We start from the raw sequence: 13,832 nt of genomic DNA, 5'->3' as shown, positions 1-13,832 counted from the left end.
TGAACGCACAGACTGCCCGGATGCCTACGCTGGCGTTGTGATGGAGTTTGCGGGGACGCGACTGACCGCGGGTTCGAGGTCCTCGGATGGTCCCGATCCCGGCGACGACCCTTTTGCGCAACACGGTGGCGAGGCACGGGCCAGGGCGCTCGTCCTTGCTCTCGGGCAACGAGCTGTGCAGAAGCCAGTGTTGCAGGTCCAGCGCGGTCCAGTGCGGTTGGGCTGCCCCGAACGGCAAAGCGCCGCAGTCTTGCGGGCACGGGAAGGACACCGGTAATGGGTGGTGCGCTCCTGCAGGGAAAGACGGCATTGATCACTGGGGCTGCTTCAGGAATCGGCGCTGCCGCGGCCACGGTGTTTGCCGCGCATGGCGCGGGAGTGGTGTTGGCCGACATCGATGTCGCCGGTGGCGCCGAGGTTGCCGCGGACGTGGTCAAGCGAGGGGGGCGCGCTGTGTTTCTGCGGACCGATGTGCGATCTGACGCCGACGTTGCCGCGACGATTCAGACTGCGCTCGAGCACTTCGGGCGGCTGGATTGCGCCTTCAACAACGCGGGGATCGATGGGCCGGCAACCCCGCTGCACGAGTCCGCGGAACACGCCTGGGACGAAGTGCTTGGCGTAAACCTTACCGGTGTCTGGCGGTGCTTGAAGGCTGAGATCCGGCAGATGCTCACCCAAGGATCGGGAGCGATCGTCAACACCGCCTCCGTTGCCGGTGTGGTCGGACTATCCTTGAGGATGTCGGCCTATGTCGCGGCCAAGCACGGTGTGGTCGGTCTGACCAAAGAGGCCGCCTTGGAGTACGCCACCGAGAACATCAGGATCAATGCCCTGTGCCCGGGAGCGGTCCGCACCGCGATGCTCGACGAAGCAATCCGGGAGGGGCTGGTTCCGGAACAGGACCTGCTCTCGAGGCAACCGGTGGCCCGGTTCGCCGCTCCCGAAGAGATTGCCGAGGCCGCGGCCTGGCTGTGCTCGGACGCCTCGTCGTTCATCACCGGTCATGCCCTGACCGCGGACGGCGGCTGGACCGCGCAATAGCCTCCCTCTGTATCACAGCAGAGTCCTGTCGCCGCACGGAATGCCCGTCGTTGGCTGGCTTGCACACTGCCGTGATCAACAGTTATCGGCAGTCCGGAGCCGCAGTTCCTCGAGGCGACGCGGCCGGTGACCGATTGGAGAACTCCGATCATGAACACTCCGGCTCAGCCGTTCGATTTCCCAGATGTCTACATGCCGTATCCCGTGCGGGCAAATCCGCATCTGGCAGACCTGCGCCGAATCTCGGAAGACTGGGCTCGGCGCATGGGAATGCTCGCGGGAGGCGATCAAAGCCCAGCATGGGTGATCTGGGCCGACGTGGAGAGATTTCGGGCAATAGCACTTCCGGAACTGGCGTCCTTCGCCTTTCCTGATGCCTCGGCGTCGAATCTTGCTCTGATTCACGAGATACTCGTGTGGATCCTGGCCTATGACGACGGATTCACGCAAAAATTCAAGCTGACCGGCGATGTTTCTGGTGCCCGCGCCTACGCTGGCCATCTGTCCTCTCTCTTGTGGACGCCGCCAGGAGAGCAGGCGCGTACATTAGACGCGATCGATACAGGGTTGGTCGAAATTCGGGCAAAAATGGCGGACTCCGCCTCGGCGCGATGCCTCCGAACATGGCTCAGCGGTATCGCTCTCTTCATCAACGGTGCGGTGTGGGAGATAGAGAACATCCAGTCGGCCAGGGTGCCTGACCTGGTCGAGTTCGTTCAGATGCGGCGATGGACGTTCGCGGCCCACTCGGCTGCGTCCTATGTCGATCTGTCCGTAGGGGCCGAGCTGCCCGAGAGGATCATGGGTGACCGTTCGATCTCCGCGTTCCTGGATGCATTCATGGACTGGATGGGATTGTCCAACGATATCTTTTCCTACCAGCGAGAGATGCAGAGCGAGGGCGAGCTCAACAATCTCGTCCTCGTGCTGGGGCGCCTCCTGTGCGCGTCGCCGCAACAAGCGGTAATCGTCGCTAACGACCTGATCACCGCGCGGCTGCACCATCTGGATCATCTTGTCGAGAACGAAATTCCGCGAGTGATGGACAAGTATTGTCTGAGCACCGACGAGCGCATAGCAATGTCAGCCTGGATTCACGCCGCCCGTAGCTACCTGGCCGGCCTGGTCGCCTGGACAGAATGCGCGGCGCGATACGCACCCGGTGCCGTCTGATGTGCAGCCCCCAACCTCCTCGGGGACGCCACCACGAAGCGGTCCGACCCCTGCACTGCGTGAGGGCCTGACGGAGCCAGGCCTTGTTGTTCTTGACGTCGGCCCACGCCCTCGTCCGCCAGGGACCGACCACAGTTCGCCGATCACGAAGGGACGGCTCATGGCCCCCGCCACCGGTTCATCCGGCCCTCTGCCTGTCGCGCCATGGCGTCTGCCAGGGCTCGGTCACGTCGTGTACCTGTTGCGCGATCCCGTCGCCGCGTTCCAGGCGCTGCGTCGCCAGGGCGATGTCGTGGTGTGCTATATCGGCCGGGAACCGGTTTATCTGATCAACTCGCCCGCGCTTCTGCACGACATGTTCGTCACCCAAGCGGATTCCTTCAGCAAGGGCCGCATGTACGAGGAACTCCGATCGGCCATGGGCGACGGTCTGGGTACCACCCACGGCCCTGTGCACCTGTACCAGCGCAGAGTCGTCGCCCCCGCCGCACGCCAGGACAGCCTCGCGTCCTATGTCAAGGTCATTCTGCCCGAAGCCCAGGCTATGACAGCGTCCTGGCGTGACGGGCAGCGCGTGGCCATGGACCGGGAGTTGCGCGACACCGGCTCCGCTATGGGATACCGAGCCCTGTTCGGCGCGGACGTGGACAATCGCCTGGTGGGAGAAATCACCACCTGCATCGTGGCGATTCAGAGGGCCGTCGTTCCCCGGATACTGACTCCGCCCGCGGCGAAAAGGCTGCCGCTTCCCTGGAACCGACGCTGGGACGAACACTGCGCCCGTCTCGACCACCTGGCTGGTCAGTTGATCGATGCCCACGAGACCGGCGCATCGGGGACTAGCGTGGTCCTCTCGCTGCTCGCGGCGACGACCAGCTTCAGAACCGGAGAACCCCTCACCCGGCGAGAAATGCGGGACGAGGTGAAGTCCCTGCTGATGGGAATCCCCAACGGAACCGGAGCCTCCTTGGCGTGGATCTTCTACGAACTCGCCCGAGCCCCGCATATCCAAGAGCGCCTGTACGGCGAACTCGTCACCATAGTGGGAGATCGCCCGCAGACCTTCGCGGACTTCGCCAGCCTTCACTATCTGCGGAAGGTGATCGACGAAGGATTACGCCTGCACAGCGTGTCGTGGATACAGACACGGCGTACCCTGCGTCCCGTGCAGGTGGGACCTGTCCGCTTGCCTGCTCACGCGACAGTCCTCTTCAGCGCGCTGGCCGTTCACCGCGATCCGGCCCTCTATCCCGACCCCATGACCTACGACCCGGACCGGTGGGAATCACCGCCGGACAAGAACGCTTTCCTTCCGTTCAGCATCGGCCACCACCGATGCGTCGGGGAACACCTCGGACGCCTCGTGATGGGCGCCGTCATCGGCACCACCATCCGGAACTGGCGGTTCACACTCGCACCCAAGACAACGGTTCACGCAGTCCCCGCGGCCGCGCTCCGCCCGAACCACCTTCCGATGATCGTCCACGCGCGGTAGGAAGCGTCACCACCACCTTCACCGACCATCGTGCATCTCCCGAACGCGGACCGCGGCCCTGCACGCTGTCGGCCAAGCCGAGATCGGCCGTCGGCGGCGACGAAGTGCGCTCAGCCTCCACACGGCGTCGGGCCGAGTGTTTCGGCGGAGGGTTCCGTGTTGTGCCGGACAGTGCTCAGTGTCCAGTCGTGTCAGGCGCGAACGGCGCGGCCGAGGCCCTCGAGGTATCGCGTGATCGTGTCGTCGAGTCGGAGGTGGAGTTCTCGGACGGCGTCGGTGAAGCCACGCATGGCGCTGTCGTGAAGGTTGGCGACGCTGTCGACGGCCTGTTGGAGCGAACAGCCGTCGTGGTGGGCAAGAACGAGTGGGAGGTTCAGCGAAAGTGCTCCCTCGTCAGTTCCGCTCGTCAGGTGAGCAGGTCGTTGGTGGTAGCGATACTCAGTATCGCGGCGGTGTCGAGCGTGGCCAGTGCGCCGTGGTTGAGGATCTTCGGTGGGATCTCTGCGTTGCTGGCGAGCTGGGCGAGGGGAACAGAGGGTTGCCGAGTGTCGCACGCGGCACTGCCCAGCCACGTGAGCAGGCCGAATCGGAGTAAGCCGAAGACCGACGGCGACCTCACCTGTTCGAGCCTCGGGCACACGTAGCGGGGGAGAGACGCAGGAGGTCCGAGCCGAGCCCCCCCGCTCCAGGGAGTCCTCGGCTTCGAGCCGAGGCCCAGGAAGTAGCCGATAGCGCGAATGACGCTTTCCGGCGCGTGAGGGTCGGCCTTGGCGATGAGCTGACCATGGCGGCGGGGTACGACGGTGTCGCGCGTCTTCGCGAGCCGATCCGGGTCCGGAAGGTGCCGCCCGGCCGGTAGCCGCGGCGGGCCAGGTCCGAGAGGACTGATCCGGCCGTTTCCAGGTTCCGTCCCCGTTGAACACATCCCCAGGACCAGTGGTGAGGCTCGCCGGGCAGCCGCGGAACGCGGCCTGGAGTTTCGCTTCACGGAAGCGGAGGACGGCATCCTGGACTACGTCGGGTATGTCCTGTTGAGCGCGCGGATGGCGGCCCGCCCCTATCTCCCGTACGTGAAGAACCCCCATAATTTCAGGCGACGTGTCTAGTCGCCTTCCGCACAGGAAATGCGATCGGCTCGCGGTGGCGGTCTTGAGGTTCGGGCTGAAATGCGTGCCGCGAAAAACGGTGGCTAAATTCAGGCTTTCGATACGGTGCCGCCCGCCCGCTGTTGTGAATCTCTCGGAGAACACCCGCCGAACCACCCCGACCGTCCCGCCGCGGGATTCGATGTGCCTCGGCTGGCGTCCGCGTTGGGCATGTCCGCAGCGAGCAGGCTCATCTGCGGTCGCTGACGTCGTACCAGGACCTGAGGGCACGGGCTCGTTTCCAGCTGCGGGCAGGTGACCGAGCCGGGCTGCTGGGGAGAGCGACGCCGAACGACGGATGTTCCCAACTCCGGTCATCGCGGGGTCACGGGAAGCGGCTTGTTGCTCGGGGGAGTGACGCACGGCTCCTGCCTTCTGCGACGTGCGGGTGACTGCAGTACACCTTCGGCTGTTGTGGCGTACCGGTGGAATGCTCATGCTGAATGTTGAACGCGTTGAACGTTCAGGTGTCTGCTCGGAGTCGGGAGGACTATGGCGCGGCGTCCGCATAATGAGGAGCTCCGAGCGTTGATGAGTGCCGCGGCGTGGACCTTCGGGGACTTGGCGCGCGCGGTGAACGCGGCCGGGGCGGAAGCCGGTCAGCACCTTCGTTACGACCGGACATCGGTCGCCCACTGGGTTTCCGGTACCCAGCCACGAGGTCAGGTCCCCGCCTTGATCGCCGAAGCGTTGGCGCGAAGACTCGGCCGGCCGGTCACCCTGTCCGAGATCGGCCTGAACGGGACAAGCGATTCGCGTGAGCCACGCTATACCGAAGCGGCACAGGGGATTCCGGCTCTCATCAGCCTGACCCGTGCTCACTTGGATCCGGTCCGCCGGGACGTACTCGTCCACTCGATCTACCGGATCGAAGACCTCGCTGTACCTTCCGCGCCCGATGTGTGCCAAATAGCCCAGCAAGCCGGCGGTTTTAACCAGGCGGGGCCGGACATCCCGCAGCACCAAGCGAACCTCGCCTGTCATGCCGCTGTCGTCTTCGCCGCCGCCAACCACCAGTTCGGCAGCGGACATATCCGCGCCGCGCTGACCGCGTATCTCGCCAACGACATCCTGCCGAGTCTGGCGATCTGCGAGACCGATGCCGCTCACCGGAAACTGCTGGCGGCCGCGACCGATCTGGCGCTATTGGCCGGGTTTATCTGTTTCGACAGCAACGAGCACGGCCTGGCACAGCGGTATTATCGCGCGACGCTCGACCTCGCGTGCCTTGCCCGCGACTCCGTCCGCTACGCCATCGTGCTGCGCGCCATCAGCCAGCAGGCCTGTCATCTCCGGCACGCGGCGCTGGCACTCGATCTCGCCTTGTCCGCACTCGCAGCGGGCGGCAACCTCACCGGCTCCCACACCAGCGCGTTCCTGCACGCCCAAGTATCGCTGTGTTACTCCGCCGTCGGCGACCCGGCGGCCGCTCTCGCTCACCACCAGCAAGCGCACGACCGCCTCAGTAACGCCACCGGCGCCCCGCCTCCGTTCGGCTCCTACCATCGGGGTGAACTGGGCTATCACGCCGCGTCTATCCGCACCGTTGACGGCGACATCCCCGGCGCGATCACCGCACTGAACTCCGCGCTACGCCACTACCCGAGACTCGAACGCCGTTCACGGGCCCTCACGCTGGCCGCGCTCGCCGAGCGACAGCTCGACATCGGCCTGCTCGCCCGTGCGTCCGCCACCACCCGCCGCTTCCTCGACATCTACCCGAACTTGTGCTCCGGTCGTGTCACGACGGCCATGAAGGCCCTGGGCGAGCGCTTGCAGCAGTTCCGCGGACACCCCCTCACCCGGGGCCTGTGGACCGACGGGTCGCCCTTCCGGCAGGCCGGCGCTTGATGTTCAACACGTTCAACACATGTCCCCACGGTTCTGTCAGTTTCCGGTCTTCGTGGCTGCCTAGGCTGAGGAAGTGCTGGACTATCAGGATTACCGTGCCGACTTCCCGGCGTTCACCGAGCCGTCTTCGCCGGGCGTTGCGCGGATCTACCTCGACAACGCGGCCACGTCGCAGAAGCCCGCCGCCGTCCTCACCGCGATGAGTCGCTATTTCGTTTCCCAATGCGCCAACGTGCACCGCGGCTCCTGCTGGATGGCGCAGGAGTCCACCGCGAGCTACGAGTCGGCCCGCACCAAGGTGGCACAGTTCGTTCACGCCTCGTCCGCCTCCGAAGTCGTGTTCACCCGCAACGCCACCGAAGCGCTCAACCTGATCGCCAACACACTCGCCTGGGCCGAGCCCCCGCTTCGTGTCGGCGCGGGCGACGAGATCGTGACCACCCGGATGGAGCACCACTCCAACCTGCTGCCCTGGTACCTGCTCGCCCAGCGAGTCCACGCACGGCTGCGCTACCTCGGCATCACCGGCAACGGCCATCTCGACCTCACGGACCTGCCCGAGGTCATCACCGACAAGACCAAGGTCGTCGCGGTGGTCCACGCCTCGAACATTCTCGGCACGGTCAACGACCTCGCGCCGATCGTGCGCCGTGCCCGGCAGGTCGGGGCACTCGTGGTCGTGGATGCCTCCCAGACGGCACCTCACCTGCCGCTCGACGTCCAGGCCCTCGGCGCCGACGTGGTCGCCTTCACCGGCCACAAAATGTTCGGACCGACCGGGGTCGGCGTGCTCTGGGGCCGCCAGAGCCTCCTCGAGGCGCTTCCGCCGTTCCTCGGCGGCGGCAACATGATCGACACCGTCGCCGCCGAACACATCACCTACGCGCCGCCACCGTATAAATTCGAGGCCGGCACACCCCCGATCGCCGAAGTCATCGGGCTCGGCGCCGCCGTCGACTACCTGAGCGCCATCGGCATGCCCGCCGTCGCCGGTCACGAGGCACGGCTCGTCACGCATGCTCTTGCCGAACTCGGCGACATCCCCGGGCTGCGGGTCATCGGACCGCCCACGGGCGCCGGACGCGGCAGCGTCATCTCCTTCGTCCTCGACGGGATCGACGCCGAACACGCCGGCCGCGCCCTGGACAACTCGGGGATCGCGGTACGAACGGGACAACACTGCGCGGCGCTGGTCTGCGACCATTTCGGCGTCCCGGCCACCATCCGCGCCAGCTTCGCCCTCTACAACACGCACGCCGACGTGGACGCCCTCGTGACCGCATTGCGGAAGCTCTGCACTCGCCGGTCGCGCCGAGCTGCCCGCCCGGCTCATAGCGAACCGAGGACCGGACCGCCAGGTTCGGCACTCGGGCTGGAGGCAAGGTGGCTGCCGGGCAATGAAGGCCCGGTCAGCGCGTACTGAGTATCAGCAGGGCTTGCGAGCACTCGCTGTCGTCAAGGTCGCACATTCCTAGCGGAGTCCCGGGAGGACGGCGGAGAGAGGGCAGCGGGATTCGGCGAGTCCATTGCGGCGCAAGGTGCCGGAGCGTAGAAGGGGCGGGTGGCGTAACGATACGCTCGGGTGAACGTCAGACCGCGCGGCTGACTTCCTGGGCAGGAGCTGAAGGCTCTGATGACTAGTCGGGGTATTGCAGTGCAGACGCTCGTGCTCGCGGAAATGGGCGCTCGACTTGGTGGCACGTTCGTGCGGCCGGTTGACGCGCAGGCGGTAGTGCGCCGGGCGCAATGCAGAGCAGCCAGGTTCGCCCGTCAAGTCCCGCTGCGGGGCGGCAGGGCAGGCGGCGGGTCGGTCCGCGGTCGTCCTGGCCACGGACCAGCCCGCCGGGTGGTCGTCGACTCGCGAGGACACAATGCCGTCGCTTGGACAACCGATCGAACAGTTGCCCAAGCTCGATCCCTGTGTGATCGCGTGTCCGGCCGAAGCGCCCGCCGGAACCGCTGGCCACGGGTGCGAGCCGAACACGTTCGAGGCCGCTGTGCGCACTCATCGGGCTCGCATTCCGGATTTGCGAGAATCGGCGACGGGGAAACACGACGCTGGCACCCGCAGCCGATGCCGACGTCGTCTTCTTGCCGGGGTCAACAGTCAGTCGACGATGGAATGCCGGACGGTGCCGTTTTTGAGTACGGGCAGTCATCTCGCTGTCTGTCGAACTACCGCGCCACGAAGCCGGACGTAAACTCGGCGCATCCCATGTACGCTCCCTCGCCGCCCAAAAAGGCGAGCCTCACGGAGAGGACGACCGGGACATCGCGGGGAGCGGAAGGCTTAGGTGTGAACGGGATGGTGAACGTGTGTTTGTCGCCCTCCGATACGGTCTGTTCTTCCAGCTTCATAGCCTCGGTGTAGACGATCCGGCCGAGGTATCTTCCTACGATGGTTGCTAGGGGGTCCTCGTTGCCGTTTGCGGAGGGAACGAGATCGATCTCAACGGTGTTGACCTGGCCGATGGTGAAGGTCGCACGCCCGTCGTCGACGACGGGCACCCTGACTTCCGTGACAGTCGCGGACTCGTCCTCCCTGCACGGCCGGTAGGGAACGACAGAGGCGGTGGCGGCAGGCGCTGCCGCCACCGTGAGAATCGCCGCGATAGCAACTGACAGAACTGGTCGAGCGGCCCGACGTGGTTCCATTGATGGCACCTTCCCTGGTTGCGCGATCGCGATTGCCGCGAAGACTGGCCCGAAGGCCTGTGGCCGATTAGCGCCGTTGTGGCCGTTTGTTTGCCGAAGGTCGGACAGCTATCGATGAGTCATCGAGCTTCGCACGATACGCTAGTGCGTCGTCGCTGCCAGTCGTAGACGAAGACGCGTGCGAATCGGCACGACAGGCGGGCACTCTTCCGGGTCAATCGGAGGATAGACGGTGTGCCTTCGGGTCACTGCCGTGACTTTCTGGCTTCAGAATCGGACTCTAGGACGGTGCCGAAGCGGGCTCCGAGAATACGAGCAGCGCTCGTCTGAAGACGAGGCAGGAGGTCATGAGCGACCGTGTGAGCAGTCACCGGGCTCGCGTTCCGCAGTCGGCCGACGCGGCTGCCGGCTTGCCCGATCAGGCGGTTCGTTCTCCGACGGTCAGTCCAGCCGTGGCCGGACCGGCCGGGCGTTCGTTGGCCGTGAGGGTCGACGCGCTCGGACATCGAGCCCATCCGACACGCCTCGGCGGGTGCGACACGAAAGAGTCAGCGAAATCCAGGCCGCAACCACTAGCGGTGGCCTCTGTTTGATCGATTCCTCCTGTCTCTCGAGCGAGGAGGCCGTTCGGGCGTGTGTATTTAACGGAACGCGGTCAAGTTCCTCGGCAAATTTTCTTGCGTCGAACGGGCGCTCGCGGGTTGGCGGAGGTTTCGACCCCATGGAGGCGGGTAGCTTCCTTAGGTCCGCAGACCTTTTGCTGGCGGGAACAGCGAGGAAATTCGTTTCCGGCCACGAGTGAAAGGTAAAACGGCATGAACGATGTTACTGAGAAGTACGAAGCGGATCGAGATATCGCCGAAAGCGCTGCCGAACACAACAAGATGGGCTACGCGCAGGTGTACGCGCAACTCAGTAACGCCGCAGCGATCGAGCACGTCGCCGAGGTGCTCGAAGACGAAGACGACGAATCAAATGCGAAAGACCGCCCCGATCATCCGAAGCCTCGTGCCGCCGGCTGAAACTGGCCGACGGGCCGGACCCCCGGAGCGCAGTGACTTGACAGAACCGTCACGACTGGTTGACGCCAATACCCGGTCGCCGTCGAACGCCTCCGTTCATCGGCCGTGATCGCGGGATCTCGCCGACAGAGGCCCGGACTGTCGCTGCGATTCTTTCCGTGTGCTGCGGGCAGTACGCGCGTCCGCGTCGAGAGCGCCTGACGCGCTCGCAGTCGGTCTCGCCGTCGACGCCACCGGCCGACGTTCCCGTGTGCCGGTCTGGCTGCGCGCACTCGGCCGTGCCTCTGTGTCCTAAACTGCGGCCTCGGCCGTCATCCGCACTCCCGGGGTCGAACCGCTTGCCGGGCCGGGACCGGTTGCCGGCAACCGGTGCACCGCCGTTTGACGCGCGGAGCATCAGGTGTCGTAGCGGGCGGTGCTGAGGGTCCAGTCGTGCCAGCCGCGGACGGCGGCGCACAGGCCGTCGAGGTATCTCGCGATCGTGTCGTCGCGGTGGAGGCGGAGCTGTCGGGCGGCGTCGGCGAAGTCGCCGACGGCGGCGTCGTGGAGCTCTGCGACGCGGTCGACGGCCTGCTGGAGTGAACAGCCGTGGTGGCGGGCGAGAACGAGCGGGAGGTTCAGCGCGAATTGTTCCCGGCTGAGTTCTGCTCGGCAGGTGAGCAGGTCGTTGGCCGTCGCGATGCTCGTCAGCGCCGCGGCGTTGAGGTTGGCCAAAGTGCCGTGGTTGAGGACCCGCGGGGGAAGGTCGAAGCCGTGTGCGAGCTGAACCAGGGGCATCAGGTGGTTGCCGAGCGTGGCGAGGCGGATTCGCTGGTAGTCGGCCGGAGACGGGATTGCTCCGGCGGAGAGGAAGCTGTTCTCGCAGGCGACCCCGCTCAGCCACGTGAGCAGACCTGACTGGAGCGAGCCGAAGACCGACGGGGACGCCACCTGCTCGAGTCTCAGGCACACATCGCGGACGGCGTGTGCCGCGGCCGTGATGCCGGCCGAGGGTTCGGCGTAGCGCACCACCGAGTCCTGAAGTTCGAGCAGCTGGCGGTGCAGCTGCAGAAGGTCTGAGCCGGTGCGCGGCTCCAGGGAGTCGTCGACTTCGAAGCCGAGGGCAAGGAAGCGCGCTATGGCGCGAGCGACACTGTCCGGTGCCTGAGGGTAGGACATGGTGGCGAGCTGGCCGTAGCGGCGGCGCAAGACAGTGTCGCCCGCCCGGGCGTCGGCGGCCAGCCCGTGGTTCCGCGCCCATTCAGCGACGTCGACGTCAAGCCGGGACGCCTGGTCCTGCCGGGCGGCGTACTGGTCGGATCGCGGCGGGGGCGGCCGGCGCAGTGTCGGGATGCGCAGCGACGCTGCTTGCTCTGCCCAGTTCTCCTTGTGCGCCAACGCGTGGGTGGACACGACGGATCTCCTGTCCGTGGGTCGCGGCGTGTGGTGTGGCCAGGAAGATTCGAAACCGAGTTCAGCAGTTCGCATTCTCGTTCCCTCGCCTCCCGAAGGTCAACGCGAGCGCCGAGCGGGCACGGCCTTGCTGGCCGCGGTCGTTGCTGTTGTCCGGCCCGGACGCCGGGGCCGGGCCAGCGATTTCGGAACGTTCCCCGCATCGAGCGACTGCTGGCCGTCACCCTGCGAGTATTCGCTTGCACGATCCGTATTCTTCGCAGAGCGGCCGCACCCGCGCCGGGCCGGCCACGAAGGGGTCGGCCGATGTCCGGATTCCGGAGGAGAAGCGCTGCTGCGCTGATGGCCACGGTGGCGATCGCGATCCCGTTGCTGGGTGCGGGGTCCGGGCCGGCGGCCTTCGCGGCGTCGGCACCCAGTCCGGGCACCGCGGCGAGCGCGGCAACTGGCCGAGCGTCCGAGCCGTTGCCTCCGGTCGAGCACGTGATTCCCGGGTTGCTGCACGCCACCGCCAAGGAAATCAACACTGCCGAGGAGATCGGCTGCGAGGAAGGCAGGCTGGACAACCGGCTGTGCTCCCTCCAGGCCGACGACCTGGCCCGCATGCCCGCGGACGAAAAGAAATCGTCGACGAGTTCGAGACGCTCTTCAGGCAATACGAGAAGCAGAACGCGTCCGCTGCGGAAGCCCGCCAGGCGCGAACAATTCCCGGGATCGCCAAGGCCTTGAAGTGGGTGTCCGGTTACAGCTCGTACGCGGCGGCACGGAAGCTGCAGGACAACGCGAGCGCGTTCGCCGACTGGGCGAGCCGCGCCGCCACGGTCGGGAGCACTCCGCCGCTCGCCGCGGAGACCGTCGGGACCTGGGTGAAGACCATCGCCTACCTGGCCGCGACGTTCGCCCCGCCGCTGGGCGACCTGTTCTCGCTCGCGGACGCGGACGCGGCCGCGGGCAGGAAGCTGGAACAAGGGATCGTGGCCGTTGCGGGGCTGGCCGGGTTCGCGATCGGGCTCACGTTCCCCCCGGTCGGCGTGGCCGTGGCGGTCGGGGTCGCGGTCTACTCGGCCGTCACGACGATCATCGGCTTCTTTCGCACCAGAAGCCGGGACTGGGTCGAGGAACCGCCGGGAACGCTCAAAGAACTCACCGGAAAAGGCGCCGACATCCGGTGGGATTCCCGCAGCCTCAACGGCAAACGGACAGACCTGGTGTTCTCCAACGCCAAGCCCGTCGCCGCCCAGAAACTGCTCCTCAACTCGAAGTGGGCCAAACGAGAAACTGGCAAAACGCCCATCTCTTACACGTTATCCGAAAACCCGTCGTATTCTTCCTTCATTCTATTCCCGGGGATTCCGCGGTTCTGTCGCGCCTTGCCGATCGCGGGTTTTTCGATGACAGTATGGCAGGACGGAAAAGCGGTTATTCCGGACGAATGCACAACCAGGTACGCGCCTCCCGGAACGCCGGGCAGCTTCGAAGCTGAGCAATTTTTGGAATGCGAGGGGTTGAGCAGGCGGGTGACGGTGTCGAGCGGAAAGCCTGCAGTGCTGGAAGTCAGATATGTCCTGGGCAGCTACGACGGCATCCGGAAAATATGCCCGGCACCTCCGTGCGCGCTCGACAAGATAGATGGCCACAGCGAGATTCATGCAAACGCCGACAAAAAATACGTGCTCAACCTGCCGTTCACGGTCGGGATCGCATAAGGGGAATCCGGGCGCTGGCCCTCGCGTGGGACTGCTCGCCACGGCTTCTCGCTCGTCGTCGGTACTGCTCGCGGTCCTCGGCGGCAAGAAGTCGTCCGGGGGTAGGGACGGCGACGGCGGCGCACGCCGTCTCGTCGAAATTCAGGATCGTGGTCGAGGTCGAGCGAGCGTTGTCGCACTGACCGGAGGAAGGACTGCCGGACGCTGTGCGGGCGAGGGGGTGCGATCGCGCGCGGATCAGGCGGCGGATTGTTGAGGCGTGGCAGCGGAGATGTGCCTGGGCGGCGGCTGCGCCCTCCTGACCTGAGAGTGCCGTTCCGCGCGCCTGCTCCGGAGGGCGGATGCGAAG

Annotated in this window: 12 protein-coding genes; 9 read left to right on the top strand and 3 right to left on the bottom strand. The window is 66.0% G+C overall.

The features are described 5' to 3' along the window. Positions 1 to 276 precede the first annotated feature (276 nt). The 6 genes from ACWGIC_RS03335 to ACWGIC_RS03310 all read left to right on the top strand — a co-directional run bounded on the left by ACWGIC_RS03335 (position 277) and on the right by ACWGIC_RS03310 (position 8,131). A complete protein-coding gene (locus tag ACWGIC_RS03335) occupies positions 277 to 1,044 on the top strand; it encodes a glucose 1-dehydrogenase (protein ID WP_452074280.1) in 768 nt (255 codons plus the stop codon). 150 nt (positions 1,045 to 1,194) lie between these two features. After that, entirely contained in the window at positions 1,195 to 2,217 is a 1,023-nt protein-coding gene (locus tag ACWGIC_RS03330; protein WP_452074279.1) for a terpene synthase family protein, read from the top strand. A 160-nt stretch (positions 2,218 to 2,377) separates the two neighbouring features. Further along, complete coding sequence (locus tag ACWGIC_RS03325) at positions 2,378 to 3,712, top strand: cytochrome P450 (protein WP_452074278.1); 1,335 nt, start codon at positions 2,378 to 2,380, stop codon at positions 3,710 to 3,712. Between the two features lie 188 nt (positions 3,713 to 3,900). Then, positions 3,901 to 4,356 (top strand): hypothetical protein, encoded by a 456-nt coding sequence (locus ACWGIC_RS03320; protein ID WP_452074277.1) that lies wholly within the window; start codon positions 3,901 to 3,903, stop codon positions 4,354 to 4,356. A 1,032-nt stretch (positions 4,357 to 5,388) separates the two neighbouring features. After that, positions 5,389 to 6,708, top strand: coding sequence for a hypothetical protein (locus ACWGIC_RS03315; protein WP_452074276.1), 1,320 nt, complete (start codon positions 5,389 to 5,391; stop codon positions 6,706 to 6,708). A 73-nt stretch (positions 6,709 to 6,781) separates the two neighbouring features. Beyond that, positions 6,782 to 8,131, top strand: coding sequence for an aminotransferase class V-fold PLP-dependent enzyme (locus ACWGIC_RS03310; protein WP_452074275.1), 1,350 nt, complete (start codon positions 6,782 to 6,784; stop codon positions 8,129 to 8,131). Positions 8,132 to 8,883: 752 nt separating this feature from the next. Here ACWGIC_RS03310 and ACWGIC_RS03305 read toward each other — a convergent pair. Next, positions 8,884 to 9,363 (bottom strand): hypothetical protein, encoded by a 480-nt coding sequence (locus ACWGIC_RS03305; RefSeq protein WP_452074274.1) that lies wholly within the window; start codon positions 9,361 to 9,363, stop codon positions 8,884 to 8,886. Between the two features lie 815 nt (positions 9,364 to 10,178). On the opposite strand from ACWGIC_RS03305, the gene ACWGIC_RS03300 reads away from it, so the two are divergent. Beyond that, positions 10,179 to 10,385 (top strand): hypothetical protein, encoded by a 207-nt coding sequence (locus ACWGIC_RS03300; protein ID WP_452074273.1) that lies wholly within the window; start codon positions 10,179 to 10,181, stop codon positions 10,383 to 10,385. A 396-nt stretch (positions 10,386 to 10,781) separates the two neighbouring features. On the opposite strand, the gene ACWGIC_RS03295 is transcribed toward ACWGIC_RS03300, so the two are convergent. Then, the gene (locus tag ACWGIC_RS03295) at positions 10,782 to 11,777 is read right to left on the bottom strand and encodes a terpene synthase family protein (protein WP_452074272.1); all 996 of its coding nucleotides are present in this window, start codon (positions 11,775 to 11,777) and stop codon (positions 10,782 to 10,784) included. 306 nt (positions 11,778 to 12,083) lie between these two features. Between ACWGIC_RS03295 and ACWGIC_RS03290 the strand changes: the two genes are divergently transcribed. After that, positions 12,084 to 12,506, top strand: a complete 423-nt coding sequence (locus ACWGIC_RS03290; RefSeq protein WP_452074271.1) for a hypothetical protein — start codon at positions 12,084 to 12,086, stop codon at positions 12,504 to 12,506. Positions 12,507 to 12,519: 13 nt separating this feature from the next. Here ACWGIC_RS03290 and ACWGIC_RS03285 read toward each other — a convergent pair whose 3' ends face one another. After that, on the bottom strand, positions 12,520 to 12,654 hold the full coding sequence (locus ACWGIC_RS03285) for a hypothetical protein (RefSeq protein WP_452074270.1): 135 nt from the start codon (positions 12,652 to 12,654) through the stop codon (positions 12,520 to 12,522). On the opposite strand from ACWGIC_RS03285, the gene ACWGIC_RS03280 reads away from it, so the two are divergent. Continuing rightward, a complete protein-coding gene (locus tag ACWGIC_RS03280; protein WP_452074269.1) occupies positions 12,644 to 13,483 on the top strand; it encodes a hypothetical protein in 840 nt (279 codons plus the stop codon). The genes ACWGIC_RS03285 and ACWGIC_RS03280 overlap by 11 nt on opposite strands. Positions 13,484 to 13,832: the final 349 nt, after the last annotated feature.

The organism is Amycolatopsis sp. NPDC054798 (assembly GCF_053611505.1).
Note: the sequence above shows the minus strand (reverse complement) of the source record. Positions and strands in the feature narration are given on the sequence as shown.

Excerpts from the sequence above, each read along its gene's own strand:
- ACWGIC_RS03335 (WP_452074280.1), top strand. The coding sequence starts at position 277 with ATGGGTGGTGCGCTCCTGCAGGGAAAGACGGCATTGATCACTGGGGCT.
- ACWGIC_RS03330 (WP_452074279.1), top strand. The coding sequence starts at position 1,195 with ATGAACACTCCGGCTCAGCCGTTCGATTTCCCAGATGTCTACATGCCG.
- ACWGIC_RS03325 (WP_452074278.1), top strand. The coding sequence starts at position 2,378 with ATGGCCCCCGCCACCGGTTCATCCGGCCCTCTGCCTGTCGCGCCATGG.
- ACWGIC_RS03315 (WP_452074276.1), top strand. The coding sequence starts at position 5,389 with ATGAGTGCCGCGGCGTGGACCTTCGGGGACTTGGCGCGCGCGGTGAAC.
- ACWGIC_RS03305 (WP_452074274.1), bottom strand. The coding sequence starts at position 9,363 with ATGGAACCACGTCGGGCCGCTCGACCAGTTCTGTCAGTTGCTATCGCG.
- ACWGIC_RS03300 (WP_452074273.1), top strand. The coding sequence starts at position 10,179 with ATGAACGATGTTACTGAGAAGTACGAAGCGGATCGAGATATCGCCGAA.
- ACWGIC_RS03290 (WP_452074271.1), top strand. The coding sequence starts at position 12,084 with ATGTCCGGATTCCGGAGGAGAAGCGCTGCTGCGCTGATGGCCACGGTG.
- ACWGIC_RS03285 (WP_452074270.1), bottom strand. The coding sequence starts at position 12,654 with ATGGTCTTCACCCAGGTCCCGACGGTCTCCGCGGCGAGCGGCGGAGTG.